We start from the raw sequence: 23,093 nt of genomic DNA, 5'->3' as shown, positions 1-23,093 counted from the left end.
CTTGGGCGTCGCGGCAGCGCGGCTGCTCGGTGGTGGAATTGGTGATCAGCAAGGTTTGGGAGTGTCGTGGACGATCAGGTTCGTCTTCTGGCCGATTGGTTCCGTACGAACAACTGGCCGGTTCTGCCGTGCCCAGCGTGCTCAAAGGGCCGTCTCAGGGCCGAGGACAAGAACATCCAGAGTGAGCAGAGCCCCAGCACATATGGCTGGGAGCACGCGGACGATGGTGATCCGACCGATATCCGTGGTCTCTTTCATGGGCTTCTGTACTGCAGCGACGGCTATTGCCGCGAGCAGGTTGTCGTGGTTGGCGACTACGCGGTTCAGCGCGATCTGGTGGACGACAATCTCGACAACTACTACCGGGTCAGGATGATTCATCCGCCTGTAGAAGTGGTTGAGGTTCCGGAGTCGGTGCCGACATCGATTCGACAGACCCTCGTCCGCGCCGCCGGGGTAGCGTGGCGTGATCCATCTGCCGGAATCGGGTTGTTGCGTCAGAGTGTCGAACGCTTGATGGACGAACGACAGATTTCTGCCTCGAGGCCGAGCGGGGGATTCCGCCCCCTGCACGAGCGCATCACTGAATTCCGGTCGGTTGAACCCGACGTGGCGGATCTGCTGGAAGCCGTTAAGTGGGTGGGCAACGAGGGCACGCACCCGGGCGGCCTTGAAACTTCCGATTTCGTCGAAGCCGCATTGCTCGTCGAGCTAGCGCTGAACATCCTGTACAGGACTGACACGAGCGCTCTGCAAGCACGGGCCCGACGTATCGTCGCAGCGAAACGGTGGGTCCCGTAGCCTCTGCTCACCAAATATCCTGGGCTGCCACAGCAGGATAGCCGCCCGAAACCCCGCCGGGCGGCGCTACCGGCTAGCCGCGCGTCAGTTCGAGTCGCCCGAAGACTCCCCGCGTGAACTGTTCTGCCCGAAGAAGAAACCCAAGATCAGCAGGAATCCACTGGCTAGGATCTCGGGAACCTCAGTGTGAGTGAACATGGCCACGATAAGGGCAACCGCGATGCCGAGTAGCAGCAACCCGCCGACGAGGACGGCGGCTGGTTCCCTCTCCAGCATCGCTTTTCGCGCGTCCCACCGTTGCTTCATGATGTTGATGCGCTTCTGTTCCCGGACTTCGAAGTTGTCCTGAGCCTCAATCTTGGAAGCGAGCTCGTTCTGTTGCCGTGCAAGCTCAGTCACCATCTCCGAAAGCTGCTGGCGAACAGCGGGATCAACAACGTTCTCTTCGACGACATCCTTGATGTCGTCCATTCGCTCAAGCTGTTCGAGCGCGGTGATACGGGAGGCGTATGCCCCCCGAAGCCTCCGGAGATACTGGAGGGCGACGCGCGTCGGAACGGCCCCCTTCCTGCCCTCCAGGCCGATTTCAGTATCGACAACAACATCGAGCGAGAAGATCAACTCGTTGAGCGAGTCGATGGCGGTTCGCGCGACGTCGGGATCGCTGACTGATCCCGCATCGGGATCAACGCCGAGATTCCTTACGATGTGAGCCAGTGTCGCTCGGTGTCGTCGTTCGAGGTGCGGCCGCGACGCAGGGGATGATTCGGCGTCGTGCGTCTGTACACGCCTGAGGATGATGCGGTCACTATTCGGGGCTGTACCCAAGTCGCTGTTGTCAGACGCTGACTCGTCGGTCCTCAGGCCACCCTTCCGTCTGCCTTTACCCAGTGAAGGGTACGGCGGTACTGCGTCGGGTACGAACCTGAGTCGGGGTATCTAAAGGTCCTGGGCTGTCCAGGAATCCAGTGCCCACCCGCGCGTGGTCACCGACGCGAAACTGGTGTTCGCGACGACGACGACACCGGCGAACCGGTTGTTGACCCCGATCGGGATCACGTTGCCGCTGTCGGTCCAGGTCACGGCCGGGGTGGGGGAGCCGTCGAGGTAGGCGGAGTAGACGTTGCCGATCGCGGTGGCGCGCACCGTGACCGGCGGTGTCACAGTCGCGGTGGCGCGGTTTGTGGCGGTGCCGGAGATGCGGGTGCCGATGATGATCTGGTTGTTGGTGATCGCGATCTCGACGCGGCTGCCCGCGGCGTCGCTGCGCAGGAACGCCCCACCGCCGAGCGCGGGCGTCGCCCCGGCGGTCGCGGCTACCGGGGAGAAGCTGACCTCTTGGCTATCGCCGGTCAGTGCGGTGCTGTGGCGGGCCGCGTAGTACACCGTCTGCCCGACCGCGGGTGTCGCGCCCTGGACGCGGTTCGACGCGATGACCGGCGCGGTGCCCAGCGTGGTCCAGGACGCACCGAGACCGCCGTCGGCGCGGTTGAAGTCGTCGGTGAGCAGCTGGCCGATCTTCACTGTCGGCGGAACTGCTGTCGCTGTCGCGGTCGCTGCGACTGCTTCGACGTTGGCGCTGATCGACAGGCTTGGCGCCGCACCGTGCGCGGACGCTGTCGCGGCGGGCACGTCGAGGACGACTCGCACCGTCGGGGCGAGCACATCAGCGGTGGCGGTCGCGGCCGGAACAGCAAGGACAGCACCGACTTCGACCGACGGCGGCAGTGCGACGGCGGAGGCCTGGGCCCGGACTGCGACGACACCGGTGGTCACCCGTAATTCCGGTGCCCACACGCTCGCAGATGCGGTCGCGGACGGCACGGACAGGGTTGCGCCGTTGCGGATCTTCGCGACGAGCCCGGCCGCTGTCGCGGTCGCCGGAGGAGGCAGCACCACGACCCTGCAGTCGGGGGCCACGCCCTGGGCGGTTGCGGTGGCGGGGGGAACCTGCAGGACGTGCCCGGCCGAGAGAGTCGGGGCGATCGCGGTGGCGGTGGCGCGCGCCGAGGTGGGCAGCACGACGATCGGCTGCCCCTTCTCCCAGATGAGGATGTCGCCGAGGTAGACCCGTTCGGCTTCGATGTCGCCGAGGTAGACCCCGACCGGGCTCACCCCGGACCGGATCAGGCTCATCGGTCAGGCCACGGTGACGTAGGCGATTCCGGCGGGATCCCAGACCAGCTGGAAGGTGCTCGAGGTGACGGGCTGGTCGGCGCCGAAGTCGACGTAGCAGATCAACGGCCTGGCGGCGTCGGTTGCGGGGGTGTTGTCGTAGAGCACCGCGCCGCGGGCGTTGGTCCAGGTGGCGCCGGTCCACGACAGGTCGCCGCCGTCGAAGATCAGCCGGTTCGTCGGGCCGTCGTAGGCCAGCGACGGGGTCGGCAGGACCAGGCCGCCGGCGGTGTAGCCGGTGCCGGTGATCTCGCCGGTGATCGAGGACTTGTAGCGGTGCGCGTCCTGGTCGAAGGTGTAGGACGAGCTGACCAGCATCGCCTTGATCTGGTCGCTGTCGAAGTCGAGTTCCTTATTCGCCAGGCTGGTGAAGAACTGTCTGTCCGTAGAACTTGCTGGTGACGGCCACGACGGGCTCCTATCCGGGATAGGTGATGAAGTGCGTATCGGTGTGAACGGCATCGCCCAACCGCATTGGCAGGTGTACAAGCGCATGGCGGCCGAGCGGGGCATCACGGTGGAGTTCGTCAACTTCACCGATTACCAGCAGCCCAATCCGGCGCTGTCGTAGAAGCAGGACGACCTCAACAAGTTCCAGCACGTGCGGTACCTGGCCGACTACAACGTCGCCAACAGCGACACGATCGTGCCGATCGGGGCGACGGAGATCTTCCCGCTCACCTTCTATTCGAAGAAGCACAAGGTGGTCGCCGACATCGCGCAGGGCGGCCGGATCACCCTCAGTAACAACCCGGCTCAGCGAGTGCGAACCCTGCTCGGCCTGTCCGCGGCGGGCTTGATCGTGCTGACGGGCGACGCGAGTTGGGATTCCACCATCGAGGACGTGGACGAGAACGCCTCGAAGGTGCGGCTCACCACCATCGACCCGACTCTCACCGCGCAATCCCTCGACAGCGTCGACGCGGCCTTCGTCGACGACACCTTCGCCGGCCCTGCGGGGCTCACCGACGACCAGGTGATCTACACCGACGACCCCCACGTCCCGAACTGAAGCAATACATCAACATCTTCGCGGCCCGAGCCGCCGACAAGGACAACCCCACCTACCTAGAACTTGCCCGGCTCTACCACGACCCGGAAGTCGAGGCCGCCGTGCAGGCCGAGACCGGATACGCCGGAATCTTCAAAACCAACGACCCCGCCGACCTACAGGCCACTCTCCGCGAACTCGAAACGAAGTTCCGCAAATAGCTGGCGGCCCACCCTGTTCGCGGTATATGGTTCATCTGACCAAAACGAGTGAGTGGGGTGGGTTGTGCGATCGGTCGAAGAACTGTGTGCGGCAGTCGAGCAGGGGGCTGTGCCGAAATATCTGCTGTTCTGGGGGCATCGGCCCCGCGCGGACGGGACGCTTGGCTCGGGCTGCCTGAGTCAGTGGTGGCCCGCGCCGTTCTCGGTCGACGGGACGCGGTTCGCCACCGCCGAGCACTACATGATGTGGCGCAAGGCGTTGCTGTTCGGTGATACCGAGGCGGCCGGGCGAGTGCTCGAGGTCGCTCATCCCGCCGAGGCGAAAAACGTGGGCAGGCTCGTGCGGGGGTTCGACCAAAGTGTTTGGGAGGAAGCGCGATTCGACATTGTTGTGGCGGGCAGTGTGGCGAAGTTCGGGGCGGATGCGGGGTTGCGGTCGTATTTGGCGGGCACGGGGGGCGGGTGCTTGTTGAGGCGAGTCCGGTGGATCGGGTGTGGGGGATCGGGTTGGCGGCGAACGACGAGCGGGCGGGTGATCCCACGCGATGGCGAGGGTTGAATCTGCTGGGGTTCGCGTTGATGCGGGCGCGTGCGGAACTCGGTGGGTAGATCTATTCGGGAAACGTATTTCTCGGTGCGGCTGTGGGAGTTCATGATTGGGGGTGGCCCCGGTTCGGGGCCGATCTTTCGATGGGGAGAATTCTGATGTCTGTTGTGGGCAAGTACGCCCTCGGTGTGGCCACCGTGTCCGCGGTGGCCGCGTTCACGGTGGTCGCCGCGGGTCCGGCCTCCGCCGGTGCCAGCGGTGTCGCGATCGCCGAAGCGCCCGGGTACACCGCCGTGTCACGTGATGGCGGATTCCAGGCTGCCGCCGGTGATCTCTACGGCGCGCTCGCGTTGTCGTCGGAGGAAGCCGTGGTCGCCTCCGCGGTGAACTACGGCAGCTGGGCCGACGCCCAGCACGCCGCGCTCGCCGAATGCGGTGTGTGGGACTGCCAGGTGGTCGTGTCGTTCCGCAATGCCTGCGGCGCGGTCGCCCAGGGCGCCGACTACCGTTTCGGCTGGTCGTGGGACCACACGCTGGCCGCCGCCGAGCGTTCGGCGGTGGATGTGCTCGGTCTGAGCGCCCCGCCGTTCCCGGACTTGGGATCGGCGTCGCCGCGGCCGGCGCGGGTCATCCTGTCCGCCTGCACGGCGAACGTCTGACCAGGTGAAACCGAGGGGCGCGGACCTGAACGGTTCGCGCCCCTTTCGCGTTCAGCGGCGCGGGTGGTCCAGCGACAGGCGGCCACGCCGGACGAGATCGTGCTTGGCGATCGGCGGCAACGGCTCGTCACCCGGCGTCTCCGGGTTGGTGCGAACCAGCAGGGTGACGGTCGCGGCGGGCACGAAACCACTGCGCCGCATCAACGCGGCCGAGGCACCGTTGCGTTCCTCGACATCGGTGACGATGTGCTGGGCGCCGCGCGCGAACAACGCCTCCGAGCAGACATCGACCAACCGCCGGGCAATCCCGCGGCCCTGCATATCCGGCGCCACCGCGATCCACTCGAGGTAGGCCCAGTCGTCACGGTGCTCGAACTCCATCGAACCGAGCACGAAACCGACCACCCGATCGGAGTCCAAGGCAACCCAGCAGGCGTTGTCGGGGCTGTCCAGATGCTCGGCGACGGCCGTCAGCGACCAGGACGTATACGGCTTGGTCGTCGTGTCGAAAACCTGATGTCCGAGGTCGAGAACCTGACGCAGATGCCCGAGACCCATCGGTACGACGGCGATCGCTTGGTCCATGGGGCCAGTGTGCCCTAGGCCCCCTTACGGGCCGTGGACTTGCTCGCCGTGGATTTGCTCGCCGTCTTGCGCGGTGCCGCCTTCTTGGCCGCGGCCTTCTTCGCCGGTTTCTTCTTCGGGGCGGCCGACTCGCCTTCCCGCCGCCCGCTCGCCTCGAGGCTGCGCTGCAAGGCGGCCACCAGATCGACCACCTCGGCATCGGGCTGCTCGGCCGGTTCGGCAGCGGCGGATTCGACCTTGCCGGTGCCGCTGGCGATCGCCTCGTCCAGCAATTTCTGCAATTCGATCTGGTATTCGTCGGTGTATTCGCCGGGATCGAAATCACCCGACATCGACTCGACCAGTGTTTCGGCCATCTTCAATTCCTGCGGGCGCGGGGTCGGCGCGTCCTCGAGCGACGGGAAGTCGACCGCGCGGACCTCGTCGGGCCACAGCAATGTCTGCAGCACCAGGACGCCCTCACGCACGCGCAGCGCCGCCAACCGGGTCTTCTGCCGCAACGTGAAATGCACGAGTGCCGTCTTGTCGATCCGTTCGAGTGTCGCGGCCAGCAGCTGATACGCCTTCGGTGTCGCCGAATCTGGTTCCAGGTAATAACTCTTGTCGAACAGCACAGGGTCGATCTGATCCGACGGCACGAATTCCAGCACCGGGATCTCGTGCTTCTCCGCCGCGGGCAACTTGGCGAAGTCCTCGTCGGTGAGCACGACCTGTTCGCCGTCGGGTGACACATACGCTTTGTCGATATCGGAATACTGCACCGATTTGCCGCACACCTGGCAGACCCGGTCGTATTTGATCCGGCCCCCGTCCTTGGCGTGGACCTGATGAAACCGGATGTCATGGTCCTCGGTCGCGGTATATACCTTGACCGGGACGTTGACCAGCCCGAAAGCGATCGAGCCCTTCCAGATCGACCTCATAGACCCCATCATGATCGATTCGTGCTCCCGGGGCGAGCGGGCGATGCACAACCGGTGCCCCGTCGTAATGCGCGAGCGCTTGATTCCATGAAGGGTCTGGTCAAATTGTGGGCGTGCGCGCTGAGTTGATCGTTTGTGGGTTGGGGCCCGCGGGCAGGGCCGTGGCCCACCGGGCGGCCGTGCGGGGTTTGTCGGTGGTGGCGATCGATCCTCGTCCTGAGCGGACGTGGACGGCGACGTACGCGGCGTGGGCGGACGAGCTTCCTCAGTGGGTGGGGGACGAGGTTTTCGCCGGGGACGGAGTGGAACCGACGGTGTGGGCGATGCGGGAGCACCGGATCGAGCGGGAATACCGGGTATTCGATACGCCGCGGTTGCAGAACACCCTGGCGGTGGACGGGGTGCGGGTGATCGCGGACCGGGTCACCCAGGTGGACGCGCGAGCGGGCTCGGTACGGACGGCGGGTGGGCAAGTCTTCCACGGCCGGGTGATCGACGCGCGGGGAGTCGGGCGCGCGCCGGAGCGGGCCGAGCAGACCGCCTACGGGGTGGTCGTCGAAGCGGACGTGCCCTGCGTGTTCATGGACTGGCGGCTCGACAACGGCGCCGGACCCGACGAACCCCGGTCGTTTCTCTACACGGTGCCGGTGGCGAAGGGCCGGATGTTGTTCGAGGAGACATGTCTTGCCGGGCGCCCGGCACTGACACCCGAGCTGTTGCGCACCCGACTGGAACACCGTCTCCGGCAGCGCGGCATCGAACTCGACGGCACGGAACCGGTTGAGCGCGTGCGGTTCCCGGTGGAAGGCGGCGAGCCCGGCGGCGGCCGGTTCGGAGCCGCGGGCGGTCTGATCCACCCCGCCACCGGATACAGCGTCGCCGCCTCGCTCGCCGCCGCCGACACCGTCGTCGAGGGCAACCGGTTGTGGACCGCACGCGCACGCGCGGTCGCGGCCCTGCGCCGGGCCGGGCTACGGTCCCTGCTGGCCCTACCACCCCGCGACTTACCGGTCTTCTTCGAGGCGTTCTTCGATCTCCCTGCGACCCGGCAGCGTTCGTACCTGTCCGGCCACGACGACCTGACCGGCACCCTCGCCGCGATGGCCACCCTGTTCGCAGGCCTTCCGCCTCGGGTCCGGCGCACCCTGGCGACCTCCTCGCTCGGGCTCGGCTGAGCGACAACGGTAACGGGGATATCGGAGCGACGGCGCGAACGTCGCGGGGTTGCTAACATCGCCGGGCGAACGCGCCGACCCGCCAGCAGGATCGGGCCGACGAGGCGGGCCGACCGGGTGACACCGAATACCGCACGTCGAGATGCGTGCCGCAGTGTTGCTCGACGAGACAGGGGTATACCGGTGTTCGAATTCACCAAGCGGCGTGGCCGCTGGGTGCTCGGTGTTTTCGCGGTGCTCGCGCTGGTGCTCGGAGCACTCGGCGCGACGCTGTTCGACCGGGTGGAGGGCGGCGGTTACACCGACAGCGGCAGCGAGTCCAGCCGGGCGCTCGACGTGCTGCGCGACGAATTCGGCCAGGGCCCACCGAATCTGGTGCTGCTGGTGGAAACCGAGGACTCGGTCGACGACCCCGAGTCCACGGCCGCCGCGACAGCGCTCGTCGCCAACCTGCAGGAACGCGCCGGTATCACCGACGTCTTGTCCTACTGGACGACCCACCAGCCCGCGCTGCGCAGCATCGACAACAAACAGGGCCTGATCGTGGCCACAGTCCTCGGCAGCGAACGCGAGATCGACGAACGGGTCGCCGCCGTCGGCGCCGACCTCGCGGGCACCCAGGGCGAACTGCGGGTCCGCGTGGGCGGTTTCGCGATGCTCATGCACGAGACCGTCGAACAGAGCAAGACCGACATCGTCAAGGGCGAGGCCATCGCGTTCCCGCTCACGCTGCTGGCCCTGCTGTTCGTATTCGGCGGGCTGGTCGCGGCGAGCCTGCCGCTGCTGGTCGCCGTGGTCACCGTGCTGATGACGATGGGCACGCTGTGGTTGCTCGCGGTGTTCACCCCGCTCGCGGTCACCGCGACCAATGTGGCGACCCTGCTCGGGCTCGGCCTGGCCATCGACTACAGCCTGCTGATCGTCAACCGCTACCGCGACGAACTCACCGAGGGCCGCGCCCCGGCCGACGCCGTCCGCGCCACCCTGCGCACGGCGGGCCGCACCGTCGCCTTCTCCGCGCTCACCGTCGCGGTGGCGCTGGCAGGTCTGGTGTTCTTCCCGCTGCTGGCCATCCGGTCGATGGGGTACGCGGGCGTGATCGTCGCGGGCCTGGCCGCCCTGGTCTCGCTGACCGTGCTACCCGCGATCCTGCTGCTGCTCGGCACCAACATCGACCGTGGTCAGCTCGGCTGGTGGTTCCTGCGCGCACCACGGCCCGCACCGGGCGAGGGCGCCTGGCACAAACTGGCCACCGCCGTCATGGGCAAACCGATCCCGATCGGGCTCGCCGTCGCCGCCGTGCTGTTGCTGCTCGGCACCCCGTTCCTCGGGGTGAAACTCGGCTTCCCGGACGAACGGGTACTGCCTCCGTCGATGAATTCGCGGCAGGTCGCCGAGACCGTGCAGCGCGACTTCGGCGACAGCGACCAGGACACCCTGGTCGCGGTCCTGCCCGACAGCGCCTACAGCGCCGAGGGATTGGACGCCATCGCGCGCACGATGTCGGACCTGGACAACGTGCGCCGCGTCGACACCGCGACCGGCAGCTACGCCCAGGGCGGGCGGCTGGCCGAGCCGACCCCGCTCAACGCCCGCTTCCGGGCCGAGCGGGCCGCCTACCTGTCGATCGTCCCGGCCACCGGCGACAGCCACGAACTCAGCGTCCTGGTGGAACAGCTTCGCGCCCAGGAGGTTCCGAGCGAGATCCTGATCGGCGGGGTCGCGGCGGCCAATGTGGACTCGGTGAACGCCATCGAAGACGCTCTGCCGTGGGCGCTCGGCTTCGTGGTGATCCTGATGCTGATCGTGCTGTTCCTGCTCACCGGCAGCGTGGTGCTTCCGGTGCTGGCGGTGATCCTCAGCGCGCTCAGCCTCACCGCCACCTTCGGTGCGCTGGTCTGGATCTTCCAGGACGGGCATCTGTCGGGAGTACTCGGCTTCACCGTCACCGGTGACCTCTCGGCCACCGTTCCGGTGATGCTGTTCGCCGCCGCGTTCGGCCTGGCGATGGACTACCAGGTGTTCCTGCTCTCGCGCATCCGCGAGGAGTACGACCGCACCGGCAAGAACGAGGCGGCCGTCGCGCTCGGCCTGGAACGGATCGGGCGCATCGTCACCGCGGCCGCCATCCTGATCTCGCTGGTGTTCCTCGGTTTCCTGGCCTCCGACATCACGTTCATGAAGGCGTTCGGCATCGGATTGCCGCTGGCGGTGATCGTGGACGCCACCCTGGTCCGCGGGTTCCTGCTGCCCGCCGCGATGAAGGTGCTCGGCGAGGCCAACTGGTACGCACCGGACTTCCTGCGCAGGCTGCACGACCGGTGGGGTCTCGACGAGGGTGGCTCGCGCGCGAATCACCCGGTGCCGGTGCGTGATCCGCTCGGCGTCACCGGAAAGCCGACCGTCGAGGTGATCGACCCGCTCGCCCGTGCCGAGGCCGAACGCGCCGCCGCCAAGGGCGACGAGGCGCTGGCAGGCGCGCGCGAGGACTGACACGAACGGGGCGGCCCGCACAGGCCGCCCCGTTTCCGTCTCAGATGCCGCCGGTGGCCAGCAGCCCGCCGTCGACGCGAACACAGTCGCCGGTGATCCAGGACGCCTCGTCCGACACCAGGAAGGTGATCAGGCGCGCCACGTCCTCGGGGGAGCCGAGGCGCTTCATCGGGTACACACTGGCCGCCCGTTCCTCGTCGGCGGAGAACAGGGCGTCGGCGAACTTGGTCTTCACCACACCGGGCGCCACCGCGTTCACCCGGATGTTCGGACCGAGCTGCCACGCCAGCTCCTCGGTGAGCCGGATCAGCGCCGCCTTGGAGGCGCCGTAGGCCGAGATCACCCCCGAGGAGCGGATACCGGCCACGCTCGCCACGTTCACCACGGCACCGCCGTGCTCAGCCATCCACGCTTTGTAGGCCTGCTGGACATAGCCGAGCGCGGCCACGACGTTCACGTCGAAGATCTTGCTCACCGCACCGAGATCGGCGTCCATCAGCGCACCGAACACCGGGTTGATCCCGGTGTTGTTGATCAGGATGTCGAGCGATCCGAACTCGGTGACCGCCCGGGACACGGCCTCGGCCCGCGCGTCGGCGTCACCGGAGTTGCCCGCGACGGTGCTCACCTGGCCCTTGTGCCCGAGGGCGCGCAACTCCCGCGCGGCGGCTTCCAGTGGTTCGGGTTTGCGGGCGGTGATCAGCACATTCGCGCCCGCGCGCAGCAGTTCGGCGGCCGTCGCCAAGCCGATGCCCCGGCTGGCGCCGGTGACGAGAGCGGTACGGCCAACTAGATCGGTAGTCATGCGACGAGAGTAACCACGCTCACATCCGTCGGCGCCAGGTTCGAGGCGCCGGCGGCAGGGCGGTAAAATAAGTGGTTCTTGCCGGAACCGTCGGTGCACCATGGAGGCGGTTCGGCGACCATCTGCTTTCGGCATCTGTTTTCGACATCAAGGAGAAGCTCTGTGATCACGGCGACCGACCTGGAGGTCCGGGCCGGAGTCCGCACCCTGCTCTCGGCCCCCGGGCCGGCGCTGCGGGTGCAGTCCGGCGACCGGATCGGACTGGTCGGGCGCAACGGCGCGGGCAAGACCACCACCCTGCGCATCCTCGCGGGTGAGGGCGAGCCCTACGCCGGGAAGATCACGCGCTCCAGCGAGATCGGTTACCTGCCGCAGGATCCCAAGGAAGGCGATCTCGACGTGATCGCCCGCGACCGCGTGCTGTCGGCCCGCGGTCTCGACGCACTGATCCGCGACATGGAAAAGCAGCAGCTGCGCATGGCCGAGGTCGCCGACGACGCCGAACGCGAGAAGGCCATCCGCAAGTACGGGCGCCTGGAAGATCAGTTCTCCTCCCTCGGCGGCTACGTCGCCGAGAGCGAGGCCGCGCGCATCTGCAACAGCCTCGGCCTGCCCGACCGGATCCTCGACCAGCAGCTGCGCACCCTGTCCGGTGGTCAGCGCCGCCGCATCGAGCTGGCCCGCATCCTGTTCTCCGCCTCCGACGGCAGCGGCGGGCGCTCCGACCGCATCCTGCTGCTCGACGAGCCGACCAACCACCTCGACGCCGACTCCATCACCTGGCTGCGCGGGTTCCTGCAGAACCACGACGGCGGCCTCATCGTCATCAGCCACGACGTGGACCTGCTCGACGCCGTGGTGAACAAGGTGTGGTTCCTCGACGCCGTGCGCGGTGAGCCCGACGTGTACAACATGGGCTGGAAGAAGTACCTCGACGCTCGCGCCACCGACGAGCAGCGTCGCGTGCGCGAGCGCGCCAACGCGGAGAAGAAGGCGAGCGCGCTGCGTCAGCAGGCCGCCAAGCTCGGCGCCAAGGCCACCAAAGCCGCTGCGGCACACCAGATGGTGCGTCGCGCCGAGCGGTTGATCTCCGAACTCGACGACGTGCGGGTGGCCGACAAGGTGGCCCGCATCCGGTTCCCCGAACCCGCGCCGTGCAGCAAGACCCCGCTCATGGTCAAGGACCTGACCAAGCTCTACGGTTCGCTCGAGATCTTCACCGGTGTGAACTTCGCCGTGGACAAGGGATCTCGCGTGGTGGTGCTCGGCCTCAACGGTGCCGGTAAGACGACCATGCTGAAGCTGCTCGCCGGGGTGGAGACACCGACCGCCGGTGGTGTCGAACAGGGCCGTGGTCTCAAGGTCGGCTACTTCGCCCAGGAACACGACACCCTCGACGACCAGGCGACGGTGTGGGAGAACATCCGCCACGCCTCCCCGGACGCGGGCGAACAGGAACTGCGAAGTCTGCTCGGTGCCTTCATGTTCAGCGGTCCGCAGCTCGAGCAGCCGGCGGGCACCCTGTCCGGTGGTGAGAAGACCCGTCTCGCACTGGCCGGTCTCGTCTCCTCGGCGGCGAATGTGCTGCTGCTCGACGAGCCGACCAACAACCTCGACCCGGTCTCGCGCGAACAGGTCCTCGACGCGCTGCGCACCTACGCGGGCGCGGTGGTGCTGGTGACCCACGACCCGGGCGCGGCCGAGGCGCTGAACCCGGAACGGGTGATCCTGCTGCCCGACGGCACCGAGGACCACTGGTCGGCCGAGTACGCCGAACTCATCGATCTCGCCTGAGCAGGACCCGGCTTCGGCACGGAGATCGGTGTGTCGCGAGGGAACTCGCGGGGTTTTCGTGAGGTTCGTCACTGTTTTCCGTTGATCACCGGGTGCGGAGTGTCTAGCCTGGAATGAGCTGCTCGGCGACTCGGAGGAAGCCATGAGCGACAGTGCGAGACAGGCCGCTCGATCGGCCAAGGCAACATCGACAGGCAAGGCCGCGCTGGGGAAGGGCACCCGGGTCACGGGCAAGTCCCGTGACAGGTTGCAGTCCCAGCTGAAGAAGCAGTACGAGGCGGGTGCCAGCATCCGCTCCCTGGCCAGGGCGACCGGCCGCTCGTACGGCTTCATTCACAATGTGCTGGTCGAATCGCATGTCGAGCTGCGCGGGCGCGGCGGCGCCAACCGCCGCAAGAACCCTGAGACATAGCGGCTGGCGCCGCGGGTGATCACCAGCCGGGTACCGCCCCGTCACCCTGCACCAGCAGATTCGCCAGGCTGGTGAACAGGGGCAGTCCCGTCTTGATCTCCAGGTAGGCGAACTGGCCCTGCGGATTCACCTCGAGGAAGTAGTACTCGCCGTCGACGCCCAAGCGCAGGTCGACCACGCCGAAACTCAAGCCGAGCGCGCCCATCAGCGTGGCCAGCGACTTGCTCACCGAGGCGGGCAGCCGGTCGGGGGCGAACGCCACCGAGGTGTCGAGCCGCGAATCGACCCGGCCGACACCCGCCTGTGAATCGATGCGCACCGCCCATTCGACGCCGTCGACCCACACCACCCGCAGATCGCAGGCGGCGTCCACGTAATCCTGGAAGGTCGTCGGCGCCGACCGGATCGATGTGAGCCGGCCCAGCTCGGGCCGGGTGATGATGCGGGTCTCGGAGAACTCACCACGGCCCGTGCCGGTGCGTTTGTAAACCACGGGCACCGAACGGGATTCGACGAAACTGCGCGCCTCGTCCGGGTCGTTGGTGACGAGTGTTTCCGGGACGGCGAAACCGGCCCGGTGTGCCGTTTCGAGCTGTACGATCTTGCGGCTCGCGGTGCGTTCGGCGGCCGGGTCGTTCACCCAGTACGCCGGGATCGACCACAGCATCCCCTGCAGGAAACCGTCGCATTCGGCCTGGCGGAATTCGTCGTCGGCGGCGCGCACGCCGTGTGGGACGCGGCACGGGTGCGGCCTGCGCCACCACACCGCGCGCACGTCGTCCAGGCCGTGCACATGCGACAACGCCCGATTCGTTCCGGCCTTGTCGAGACGGAAACTGCCTGTCTCGGAAGGGAAGTCGCGCAGGTCGAGCCGGATGGGATCGAGGCGGTGGTGCTCGCGCAACGTGACGGCAAGTGCGTCGGCGTGCAGGTCGTCGGTTTCGGAGACGATGAGCACCGCGTCGCTCGCGCGTTCCATGACTGTGTCGGCCGTTTCAGTCGAGACTGTCGCAGTTGATGCCGTCGTGGAAGGTGAACGTCGCCCCTGAGGTGCCGCCTCGCTCGGCGATCCGCAGTTTCGCCGCCCACCTGCGGGTGGCTTCGGCGAGCTGCTCGTCGCCGAGGGCCTCCGACGGTGCGGGGGCCAGCGTGATGGGTCGTTCGACGAGTTCCACGCGCATCCGGCGGGTGAAATCCGCGGTGGCGCCGGGCCGGATGTCGACCTGCACCTGCCGTCCCTCCGCCGCGCGCTCCTCGGTGAGCCGCAGGATGTCGCGGCGATCGAAGGTCCAGGTCCCGCCGTCGACGCGGACCGAGACATCGCGCTCGGACTCGGCCACCAGCTGTCCGCGCAAGGCGGGGCCCCGGTTTCGGGACGACGCGGTAGCGGGGAGGTGGATGGCGTCGGTCATGGGCACTCACTCCGATCTTCTCGTCTGCTCGCGATTTGCCAGAACCCCTCTAGGCGCTTCGGATCATAACGTGAGCGAACCTTTCACCGAGGGTGTTCGCGAGATTTACGGAGCGCCGGGCAAACCGCCGAGCGGCGCGTGATCGCCTAGCGGGACGAGAATTTCGGGCAACCGCAGTGCGCGCGGGTATCCGGCGCGGGCAATCGATCAGCAAACGAAAGCAGCGACGGCGCGACAGGCACCTCGGCGAAGTTGCCGGTCGATACCTACCGCGCCGTCCGCAGTCGATCACGCAACCCGCGGCGCCAGCCGCCGTGTTACAGCCCGAGGATTTCGGGGTTCTCGGCGAGGGAGCGGAAGTGGCCTGCGGGGTCGGCGACGAGCCGGCGGGTGGTCAGGTCCATCGCGCCCGCGGTGACGGTGATCTCGGCGGCGACGGTGCCGTCGAGTTTGAGGATCCGGTGGTGGAAGCGGAACACCTTCTCGCCGTCGCGCCAGTCGAAGGCGCAGGTCACGGTGACTTCGTCGCCGCCGCGCAGTTCACGCTTGTACTTGATCGTCGACTCGAGCACCACCGCGCCGATGCCGCTGGCGATGAACTTGTCCTGCGGGATGCCTGCCGCGCGCAGCAGTTCCCAGCGCGCGTGCTCACCGTACTGGTGGTAGACGGCGTGGTTCAGGTGGCCTTGGGTGTCGAGCTCGTAGCCGCGGACGAGGACCGGTACCGAGAACGTCATACAGCGTACAACCGGCGCCTTCGCGCGGAATGTTCCCGATCCCGGTGCAACCTCGGCCACATTCGCGTCACCCGCGTATAGGTCAGCGGCGCTGGGCGTTTCGTTCGGCTGTCCACGCGGGCGCGTCGATGAAGTAGTTGTCGAATTCCGCTTGGGCGGCGAGGAATTCGGCGTGCTCCGCTGCGCCCTTCGCGAGCCGGTCGAGCAGGCGGAAGTACTCGAATCGCTGCACGCCCGGCATCAGCGCGATGAGGATGCGGGCCCCGCTGTCGGGGGTGGCGCCGAAGGCGTGCGGCATCCGGCGGGGGACGACGAGCGATCCGCCCGCGCCGACGGTGAGGATGCGCTCGCCCGCCATCACCTGCAGTTCGCCGTCGGCGACGTAGAACAGCTCGTCGGAGCGGGTGTGATAGTGCGGCGCGGCCCCGTCGGCGCCCTGGTCGAGGGTCACTTCCACGGTGCTCACCGTGCCGTCGCTGGCCTCGGAATCGGTGAGCAGTCGCACGCGGACACGGTCGGTGCCCAGTGTCTCGGCGTCTTCGGGCAGGCAGAGCGCGATATCGCGGGTGTCCATGACGATTCCATTCGTTGGTTTATAATTCGCTAACGAACTATATCCCGTCGAATAGAATGCTGTCCATGGATGAATCGACGGCCGACGCCGTGGACGCGATCGCCGCTCAGTGGCGCCGCGAACGCCCCGACCTCGACCTGGCGGCGATGGCGGTGTTCGGCAGGCTCGGCCGACTGCTGAACGTCGCCACGATCCGCATCGAATCCGTGTTCACCGCGCACGGACTGCAGCGCGGGGAGTTCGATGTGCTTGCCGCACTTCGCCGTTCGGGTGCGCCGTACGAACTCAACCCCTCGGTGCTCGCGGACACCCTGATGCTGTCGCGCGCGGGCATGACCGGGCGGATCGACCGGCTGGAGGCGGCGGGGCTGGTGCGGCGCATCGCGGATCGGGTGGATCGGCGGGCCGTGCGGGTAGCGCTCACCGAGGAGGGGCGGGCGCTGGTCGACGAGGTCGTGGTCGCGCACACCGAGAACGAGACGGCGATGCTGTCGGTGCTCGACCCCGCCGATCAGGCGGCGCTGGACCGGATCACGCGAAAATTGTTGGGAGAGTGGGAGAAGCGTCCGGATCCCGGTCGGCGGGATTGAGGCGTGAAGTCTTCCCGGTGGGGTGGCGGTAGGCGGCCATGGAGGCGGGAATCGAACCCGCGGCATCCGTCCTGCGGAAGTCGGCGCTCTACCGACTGAGCTACTCCATGGCCGGGACGAGCCTACCTCAGCCCTCCTTGCGGCGTACCGACGCTTCGACGAGATCCAGTACGGCGGAAAGGTTTTCGTCGGTGTGGCCCGAGGCGATGCGGGCGATGAGGCCGTCGAGGACCAGGTCGAGGTAGCCGAGCAGGACATCGGTCGGCACGTCGTCGCGCAGGGCGCCCGCGGCTTTGCGGCGCTCGAGGCGGGCCAGCGTCGCGGCGGTGAGTTCGGCGGAGCGCTGGGTCCAGCCCGCGCGGAAATCGGGATCGGTGCGCACGCGACGCGCGATCTCGAGGCGGGTGCCCAGCCAGTTGAATTCCTCGGGGCGGGCGAGCATATCGCGCATCACCTGCACGATGCCCTGGTTGGCGGCGACCTCGGCCATCCGTTCGGCGTCGTCCTTGGCCAGGGCGAAGAACAGGGCGTCCTTGTCCCGGAAGTGGTGGAAGATGGCGCCACGGGACATGCCGATGGCCTCTTCCAGGCGGCGCACAGTGGCGCCCTCGTAGCCGTATTCGGCGAAGCAGCGCCGGGCACCGTCGAGGATCTGGCTGCGGCGGGCGGCGAGGTGGTCGTCGCTGACCTTGGGCATGATTCCTCCAGTGACGGATACGCCGACCCCCGCCCCGGAACACCGAGGCGGGGGAGGACGACACGACGGGCACCCGTGCGGATGCCCGTGTGGCGCAGCATCATTCGATGCCGCGCCACCGGGTGGGGCAATTAACCGCGGATCATGTTGCGCAGCACGTACTGCAGGATGCCGCCGTTGCGGTAGTAGTCGGCCTCACCGGGGGTGTCGATGCGGACGACCGCGTCGAAAGTGGTGACCTTGCCGTCTTCGGCGGTGGCGGTGACCTTGACGGTCTTGGGGGTGACACCCTCGTTGAGGGCGGTGATGCCCTCGATGTCGAAGGTCTCGGTGCCGGTCAGGCCCAGCGACTGAGCCGACTCGCCCTGCGGGAACTGCAGCGGCACAACGCCCATACCGATGAGGTTGGAGCGGTGGATGCGCTCGAACGACTCGGTGATGACGGCCTTCACGCCAAGCAGGCTGGTGCCCTTGGCGGCCCAGTCACGCGAGGAGCCCGAACCGTATTCCTTGCCACCGAGCACGACCAGCGGGATGCCCGCGGCCTGGTAGTTCTGCGAGGCGTCGTAGATGAACGCCTGCGGGCCACCTTCCTGGGTGAAGTCACGGGTGTAACCACCCGAGACGTCGTCGAGCAGCTGGTTGCGCAGTCGGATGTTGGCGAAGGTGCCACGGATCATGACCTCGTGGTTACCGCGCCGCGAGCCCAGCGAGTTGTAGTCCTTGCGGGCCACACCGTGCGAGTCCAGGTACTGCGCGGCCGGGGTGCCCGGCTTGATCGGACCGGCCGGGGAGATGTGGTCGGTGGTGACCGAGTCGCCCAGCAGTGCCAGGACGCGGGCGCCCTTGATGTCGGTGACCGGGCTCGGCTCCATCTGCATGCCGTCGAAGTACGGCGCCTTGCGGACGTAGGTCGAGTTCTCGTCCCACGCGAAGGTGTCGCCCTCCGGGGTGGACAGGTTCTTCCAGCGCTCGTCGCCGTCGAAGACGGTGGCGTAGGAGTTGCGGAACATGTCCTGGTTGATCGAGGACTTGATGGTGTCGTCGATCTCCTGGGCCGAGGGCCAGATGTCCTTCAGGAAGACGTCGTTGCCGTCTTTGTCCTGGCCGAGGGCGTCGGTCTCGAAGTCGAAGTCCATGGTGCCCGCGAGCGCGTAGGCGATGACCAGCGGCGGGGAGGCCAGGTAGTTCATCTTCACGTCGGGGGAGATGCGGCCCTCGAAGTTGCGGTTACCCGACAGCACGGCGGTCACCGACAGGTCGTTGTCGTTGATCGCGGCCGAGATCTCCTCGGGCAGCGGGCCGGTGTTACCGATGCAGGTGGTGCAGCCGTAACCACCGACGTAGAAGCCGAGCTTCTCGAGGTAGGGCCACAGACCGGCCTTCTCGTAGTAGTCGGAGACGACCTGCGAACCCGGCGCCATGTTGGTCTTCACCCACGGCTTGGTCGACAGGCCCTTCTCGACGGCGTTGCGGGCGAGCAGCGCGGCGCCGAGCATGACCGACGGGTTGGAGGTGTTGGTGCAGGAGGTGATGCCCGCGACCACGACGGCGCCGTGATCGAGCACGAAGTCGCCACGCTCGGCCGAGCGCACGGTGACCGGCTTGGACGGGCGGCCCTTGGCGCCGTTGGCGGCCGAGTGCGCGGGGGTGTAGGCGTCACCGGCGTGACCGGCCGACACCGAGACCGGATCCGAGGCCGGGAAGGTCTCGTCGACGCCCTCGTCGAGCGCGGTGTAGTCGCCCACGTAGTCGACGATGTCGGAGCGGAACGCCGACTTCGACTCGCTGAGCAGGATGCGGTCCTGCGGGCGCTTGGGACCGGCGATGGACGGCACCACGGTGCTCAGGTCCAGCTCCAGGTACTCCGAGTACGCAGGCTCGGAGTCGGCGTCGTGCCACATGCCCTGTTCCTTGGCGTAGGCCTCGACGAGCGCGAGCTGCTCGTCGGACCGGCCGGTCAGGCGCAGGTACTTGATGGTCTCCTCGTCGATCGGGAAGATCGCCGCGGTGGAACCGAACTCGGGGCTCATGTTGCCCAGGGTGGCGCGGTTGGCCAGGGGCACCTCGGAGACGCCCTTGCCGTAGAACTCGACGAACTTACCGACCACACCGTGCTTGCGCAGCATGTCGGTGACGGTGAGCACCACGTCGGTGGCGGTGACGCCCGGCTTGATCTCACCGCTGAGCTTGAAGCCGACGACGCGCGGGATGAGCATGGAGACCGGCTGACCCAGCATCGCGGCCTCGGCCTCGATGCCGCCGACGCCCCAGCCCAGCACGCCGAGGCCGTTGACCATGGTGGTGTGCGAGTCGGTGCCGACACAGGTGTCGGGGTAGGCCTGGCCGTTGCGGACCATGACGGTGGGCGCCAGGTACTCGATGTTCACCTGGTGCACGATGCCCATGCCCGGGGGGACGACCTTGAAGTCGTCGAAGGCGCCCTGGCCCCAGCGCAGGAACTGGTAACGCTCGCTGTTGCGCTCGTACTCCAGGTCGACGTTGCGCTCGAGGGCGTCGGCGCGGCCGAAGACGTCGAGGATCACCGAGTGGTCGATGACCATGTCGGCGGGCGAGAGCGGGTTGACCTTGCTCGGGTCGCCACCGAGGGTGGTGACGGCCTCACGCATGGTGGCCAGGTCGACGATGCAGGGCACGCCGGTGAAGTCCTGCATGATCACGCGCGCGGGGGTGAACTGGATCTCCACGCTCGGCTGCGCCGAGGGATCCCAGTTCGCGATCGCGCGGATGTGATCGGCGGTGATGTTGGCGCCGTCTTCGGTGCGCAGCAGGTTCTCCGCCAGCACCTTCAGGGCGTAGGGCAGCTTCTCGGTGCCGGGAACAGCCGAGAGACGGAAGATCTCGTAGGAGTTGCTTCCGACCTCGAGCGTGCCTTTGGCGCCGAAGGTATCGATACTCTTCGTCACGTCAGCTCCACTCATTGGTGAGGGTGTGCCGCCGGCGGGGCTGTGCCGGCGGCTCGCGTCTTCGGAGGGGATCCGGCGCCGTGAGATGCCGGTTTTCCTCGCCGTACGAGCCTAACAGTACGCTTGTCCTATGAAATAATCGGGGCGCCGCGTCAGCGCCCGGCGTGCCGTGGCGACCGGCTTCCGCGCGTCGTCGCGTACTGTGCCTGTCGAGCGAGTCGGGGACTGACGCAGTGACGCTCACCTTGGCAGTGTTGGATGCCCGTCGCAACGCGACCGGGGCTCGACAGACCGGATGGAAAATGACCGTCTTGCACACCTTTGCGCCGATGGCCGTCGAACTGCCGCCGAACACGGATCTGGGCAGTCTCCGCTCCGACCTCGCCGACAACCATGTGGCCGCGCCCAAGGGCAAGGATCAGCAGGAACTGGCCGCGATCGTCGCCGAGGCGCGTGCGGACGGCATTCCGCTCAGTGTTGTCGTTGTTCCCGGTAATCCCGGCCACGATTCGAGCCTACGTGACCTGGCCACCGAGCTGGGCAAGAACACCGAGGGCACGATCGCGGTGCTCAGCGACGACTGGATCGGTACCTACAGCGACGACATCAGCCGCGTCCGGCTCGAGTGGGCCGAGGACGTGGCCAAGTACCGGGGCAACCACCCCGAGGAGGCCGTGTCGGCGTTCGTCGGCCGCCTCGAGCAGCCCGAGGGCGTGTCGTGGGGCGCCATCACCGGCGTGATGCTGGCGCTGACCGTCCTGGTGATCGCGGGGCTCTACTTCGTGAAGGCCCGGCGTGGTCCGGAGGACGACGCGGTAGTTGTCGCGGGCGACGATGCGGGTTCTCTCCGTTAACTGGTTTCTCTCCAGTCACATTCCCAGACCTCCGGTCTGTTTCTTTGCGTCGAAACATGGCGCACCTCAGGCTAATGCCGGGCAATCGCCGAATTGATCTCCCGTCGTGCCGTGGCAGTTGTTTCCTTTGTGAACTATGTGTCGTACGGTAGCGGTGATCGCGATCGGGAAAGCAGTGGTACAGGGGGCATTGGTCGACCCTTGGGGTCGCTGAGTCGGCTGATGCGCCAGTGGCGTATGTCGAGTCGAGTCACTCGGAGGTGCCGTGCGCGGTGCGAGCGGGCAGGATCAACCAGGGCGGTTACGGGTAGCGATCGGATTGCTGGCGGTGCTCGCTGTCGTCGTCACCGCGGGTCCGACGGCGGCCGTGCCGCCGCCACCCCCGAACCCGTCCGACAGCGAGATCGCGGGTGCGGACGCGGAGGTCGACGCGCGTGTCGGCGAGATCGGCGCCCTCATCAACCGGGTCGCTGCCGCCGACCAGCAATTGCGTGCCCTCGACGACGCTCTGGCGGGCAAGCGCGAGGCCGTCAACCAGGCGCTCGTCGATCTGCAGACGGCCCGCGACGCCGCCGGCGCGGCCGCTGCCGCCGTGGCCGACAGTCAGGCCCAGCTCGCCGACGTCGGTGCGAAAGTCGTTGCCGCCCGAGGCGATTTCGATCAGCTCGCCACCCAGGCCTATGTGCGTCCGTCGTCCAGTTCGGTGGTCACCTATTTCGCATCGTCCACGCCGGACGCGGCGATGGATCGCGCGCAGGTGCTGAGCATGGTGTCGAAGAATCAGCGCCAGGTGCTCGACGATCTGCGACGCGCCCAGATCGCCCAGGCCAACCAGAACGCCGCCGCCCGCCAGGCCAAGGCCGACGCCGACGCGGCCGCGAGCGCGGCCGAACAGAAGAAGCACGCCGCCCAGGCCGCCGTCGACGTCGCCAAGGCCGAGTTCGACAACCAGGCGGCCGCCCGCGACACCCTCCAACGCGACCGCGCCGCCGCCCAGATCGCCCTCGACACCGCCCGCTCGACGGTGGCAGGCCTGCAGAGCCAGCGCGAGATCTTCCTCGACTGGGACGATCAGCAGAAGGCTCAGCTCTCCGCCCTGCTCGCCGCCGCCAACGCGGCCGCCGCCCGCGCCGCCGCCGATCAGGCCGCCCGCGACCGCGCCGCCCGCCTCGGCGAGGACCAGCGTCCGCACACCGACCTGGAATCGACACCGACCGCACCGCGAAAATCCCAACCCAGATCGACGACGCCGCAGGTCACCGGCTCGGCCGCGATCGAGACCGTGATCGACCGCGCTATGTCACAGCTCGGCGTGAGCTACGCCTGGGGCGGTGGCGACGAGGAAGGACCGACCCTCGGCATCCGCGACGGCGGCGTCGGCGACTCGCACGGCGACTACAACAAGGTCGGCTTCGACTGCTCGGGCCTGATGCTCTACGCCTTCGCGGGCATCGGTGTCTCGCTGCCGCACTACAGCGGCTACCAGTACAACGCGGGCACCCGAATCCCCGTCGAGGAACGCGAACGCGGGGACATGCTGTTCTGGGGTCCCGGCGGCAGCCAGCACGTCGCGCTCTACCTCGGCGACGGGACGATGATCGAAGCCCCCGAATCCGGTGACGTGGTGAAGATTTCGCCCGTGCGCGAAGGCGGCATCATGCCGTACGCGGTGCGCATCGTCACCGAGTGAGCAGCGGCGGGCTCGGCGCGCGGTGATCGCG

The 23,093-nt window shown here is 67.6% G+C and carries 23 protein-coding genes, 1 tRNA gene and 1 pseudogene; 12 read left to right on the top strand and 13 right to left on the bottom strand.

Annotated features, from left to right (window positions below):
* Positions 1-66 precede the first annotated feature (66 nt).
* Positions 67-801, top strand: coding sequence for a DUF4145 domain-containing protein (locus AB0I35_RS04890; RefSeq protein ID WP_357394428.1), 735 nt, complete (start codon positions 67-69; stop codon positions 799-801).
* Positions 802-885: 84 nt separating this feature from the next.
* On the opposite strand, the gene AB0I35_RS04885 is transcribed toward AB0I35_RS04890, so the two are convergent.
* The 3 genes from AB0I35_RS04885 to AB0I35_RS04875 all read right to left on the bottom strand — a co-directional run bounded on the left by AB0I35_RS04885 (position 886) and on the right by AB0I35_RS04875 (position 3,294).
* Positions 886-1,629 (bottom strand): hypothetical protein, encoded by a 744-nt coding sequence (locus AB0I35_RS04885; RefSeq protein WP_357394427.1) that lies wholly within the window; start codon positions 1,627-1,629, stop codon positions 886-888.
* Between the two features lie 111 nt (positions 1,630-1,740).
* Positions 1,741-2,937: a hypothetical protein gene (locus AB0I35_RS04880; RefSeq protein WP_357394426.1), complete on the bottom strand. Its 1,197-nt coding sequence runs from the start codon at positions 2,935-2,937 to the stop codon at positions 1,741-1,743.
* Between the two features lie 3 nt (positions 2,938-2,940).
* Positions 2,941-3,294, bottom strand: coding sequence for a hypothetical protein (locus tag AB0I35_RS04875; RefSeq protein ID WP_357394425.1), 354 nt, complete (start codon positions 3,292-3,294; stop codon positions 2,941-2,943).
* Between the two features lie 121 nt (positions 3,295-3,415).
* On the opposite strand from AB0I35_RS04875, the gene AB0I35_RS04870 reads away from it, so the two are divergent.
* The 4 genes and pseudogenes from AB0I35_RS04870 to AB0I35_RS04855 all read left to right on the top strand — a co-directional run bounded on the left by AB0I35_RS04870 (position 3,416) and on the right by AB0I35_RS04855 (position 5,394).
* A complete protein-coding gene (locus tag AB0I35_RS04870; protein WP_357394424.1) occupies positions 3,416-3,547 on the top strand; it encodes a MetQ/NlpA family ABC transporter substrate-binding protein in 132 nt (43 codons plus the stop codon).
* 30 nt (positions 3,548-3,577) lie between these two features.
* A complete protein-coding gene (locus AB0I35_RS04865; RefSeq protein WP_357394423.1) occupies positions 3,578-3,988 on the top strand; it encodes a MetQ/NlpA family ABC transporter substrate-binding protein in 411 nt (136 codons plus the stop codon).
* A 252-nt stretch (positions 3,989-4,240) separates the two neighbouring features.
* Positions 4,241-4,797 (top strand): annotated as a pseudogene (locus AB0I35_RS04860) (NADAR family protein).
* A 96-nt stretch (positions 4,798-4,893) separates the two neighbouring features.
* A complete protein-coding gene (locus tag AB0I35_RS04855) occupies positions 4,894-5,394 on the top strand; it encodes a DUF4189 domain-containing protein (protein WP_357394422.1) in 501 nt (166 codons plus the stop codon).
* A 51-nt stretch (positions 5,395-5,445) separates the two neighbouring features.
* Here AB0I35_RS04855 and AB0I35_RS04850 read toward each other — a convergent pair whose 3' ends face one another.
* Both AB0I35_RS04850 and AB0I35_RS04845 read right to left on the bottom strand, forming a co-directional pair.
* Positions 5,446-5,979: a GNAT family N-acetyltransferase gene (locus AB0I35_RS04850; protein ID WP_357394421.1), complete on the bottom strand. Its 534-nt coding sequence runs from the start codon at positions 5,977-5,979 to the stop codon at positions 5,446-5,448.
* Positions 5,980-5,993: 14 nt separating this feature from the next.
* Positions 5,994-6,902 (bottom strand): Ku protein, encoded by a 909-nt coding sequence (locus AB0I35_RS04845; protein WP_357394420.1) that lies wholly within the window; start codon positions 6,900-6,902, stop codon positions 5,994-5,996.
* 125 nt (positions 6,903-7,027) lie between these two features.
* Here AB0I35_RS04845 and AB0I35_RS04840 point away from each other — a divergent pair, with 125 nt between their 5' ends.
* Together AB0I35_RS04840 and AB0I35_RS04835 are read left to right on the top strand one after the other, a co-directional pair.
* Positions 7,028-8,077: a lycopene cyclase family protein gene (locus AB0I35_RS04840; protein ID WP_357394986.1), complete on the top strand. Its 1,050-nt coding sequence runs from the start codon at positions 7,028-7,030 to the stop codon at positions 8,075-8,077.
* A 183-nt stretch (positions 8,078-8,260) separates the two neighbouring features.
* Positions 8,261-10,570 (top strand): MMPL family transporter, encoded by a 2,310-nt coding sequence (locus tag AB0I35_RS04835; protein ID WP_357394419.1) that lies wholly within the window; start codon positions 8,261-8,263, stop codon positions 10,568-10,570.
* A 40-nt stretch (positions 10,571-10,610) separates the two neighbouring features.
* Here the strand turns inward: AB0I35_RS04835 and AB0I35_RS04830 are convergent, their stop codons facing one another.
* Positions 10,611-11,375, bottom strand: coding sequence for an SDR family oxidoreductase (locus AB0I35_RS04830; protein ID WP_357394418.1), 765 nt, complete (start codon positions 11,373-11,375; stop codon positions 10,611-10,613).
* Between the two features lie 162 nt (positions 11,376-11,537).
* Between AB0I35_RS04830 and AB0I35_RS04825 the strand changes: the two genes are divergently transcribed.
* On the top strand, positions 11,538-13,169 hold the full coding sequence (locus AB0I35_RS04825) for an ABC-F family ATP-binding cassette domain-containing protein (protein WP_067493732.1): 1,632 nt from the start codon (positions 11,538-11,540) through the stop codon (positions 13,167-13,169).
* Between the two features lie 142 nt (positions 13,170-13,311).
* Positions 13,312-13,581 (top strand): helix-turn-helix domain-containing protein, encoded by a 270-nt coding sequence (locus tag AB0I35_RS04820; RefSeq protein ID WP_181698073.1) that lies wholly within the window; start codon positions 13,312-13,314, stop codon positions 13,579-13,581.
* Between the two features lie 19 nt (positions 13,582-13,600).
* On the opposite strand, the gene AB0I35_RS04815 is transcribed toward AB0I35_RS04820, so the two are convergent.
* The 4 genes from AB0I35_RS04815 to AB0I35_RS04800 form a co-directional block, all read right to left on the bottom strand.
* Positions 13,601-14,560 (bottom strand): hypothetical protein, encoded by a 960-nt coding sequence (locus AB0I35_RS04815; RefSeq protein ID WP_357394417.1) that lies wholly within the window; start codon positions 14,558-14,560, stop codon positions 13,601-13,603.
* A 16-nt stretch (positions 14,561-14,576) separates the two neighbouring features.
* Positions 14,577-14,993 (bottom strand): hypothetical protein, encoded by a 417-nt coding sequence (locus AB0I35_RS04810; RefSeq protein ID WP_357394416.1) that lies wholly within the window; start codon positions 14,991-14,993, stop codon positions 14,577-14,579.
* Between the two features lie 317 nt (positions 14,994-15,310).
* Positions 15,311-15,730, bottom strand: coding sequence for an acyl-CoA thioesterase (locus AB0I35_RS04805; protein WP_357394415.1), 420 nt, complete (start codon positions 15,728-15,730; stop codon positions 15,311-15,313).
* An 82-nt stretch (positions 15,731-15,812) separates the two neighbouring features.
* Complete coding sequence (locus AB0I35_RS04800; RefSeq protein WP_357394414.1) at positions 15,813-16,304, bottom strand: cupin domain-containing protein; 492 nt, start codon at positions 16,302-16,304, stop codon at positions 15,813-15,815.
* 65 nt (positions 16,305-16,369) lie between these two features.
* On the opposite strand from AB0I35_RS04800, the gene AB0I35_RS04795 reads away from it, so the two are divergent.
* A complete protein-coding gene (locus AB0I35_RS04795; RefSeq protein WP_357394413.1) occupies positions 16,370-16,894 on the top strand; it encodes a MarR family transcriptional regulator in 525 nt (174 codons plus the stop codon).
* 36 nt (positions 16,895-16,930) lie between these two features.
* Here the strand turns inward: AB0I35_RS04795 and AB0I35_RS04790 are convergent.
* The 3 genes from AB0I35_RS04790 to acnA all read right to left on the bottom strand — a co-directional run bounded on the left by AB0I35_RS04790 (position 16,931) and on the right by acnA (position 20,518).
* Positions 16,931-17,004: transfer RNA gene (locus AB0I35_RS04790), tRNA-OTHER, on the bottom strand.
* A 17-nt stretch (positions 17,005-17,021) separates the two neighbouring features.
* Positions 17,022-17,591, bottom strand: coding sequence for a helix-turn-helix domain-containing protein (locus AB0I35_RS04785; protein WP_357394412.1), 570 nt, complete (start codon positions 17,589-17,591; stop codon positions 17,022-17,024).
* 131 nt (positions 17,592-17,722) lie between these two features.
* On the bottom strand, positions 17,723-20,518 hold the full coding sequence (acnA, locus tag AB0I35_RS04780; RefSeq protein ID WP_357394411.1) for an aconitate hydratase AcnA: 2,796 nt from the start codon (positions 20,516-20,518) through the stop codon (positions 17,723-17,725).
* 302 nt (positions 20,519-20,820) lie between these two features.
* On the opposite strand from acnA, the gene AB0I35_RS04775 reads away from it, so the two are divergent.
* On the top strand, positions 20,821-21,372 hold the full coding sequence (locus tag AB0I35_RS04775; protein WP_357394410.1) for a DUF6676 family protein: 552 nt from the start codon (positions 20,821-20,823) through the stop codon (positions 21,370-21,372).
* Positions 21,373-21,637: 265 nt separating this feature from the next.
* Positions 21,638-23,062 (top strand): NlpC/P60 family protein, encoded by a 1,425-nt coding sequence (locus tag AB0I35_RS04770; protein WP_357394409.1) that lies wholly within the window; start codon positions 21,638-21,640, stop codon positions 23,060-23,062.
* Positions 23,063-23,093: the final 31 nt, after the last annotated feature.

The sequence above is a fragment of the Nocardia sp. NPDC050378 genome (assembly GCF_040655675.1).
Classification (GTDB): Bacteria; Actinomycetota; Actinomycetes; order Mycobacteriales; family Mycobacteriaceae; genus Nocardia; species Nocardia coubleae.
This window is presented reverse-complemented; position numbering and strand designations above follow the sequence as displayed.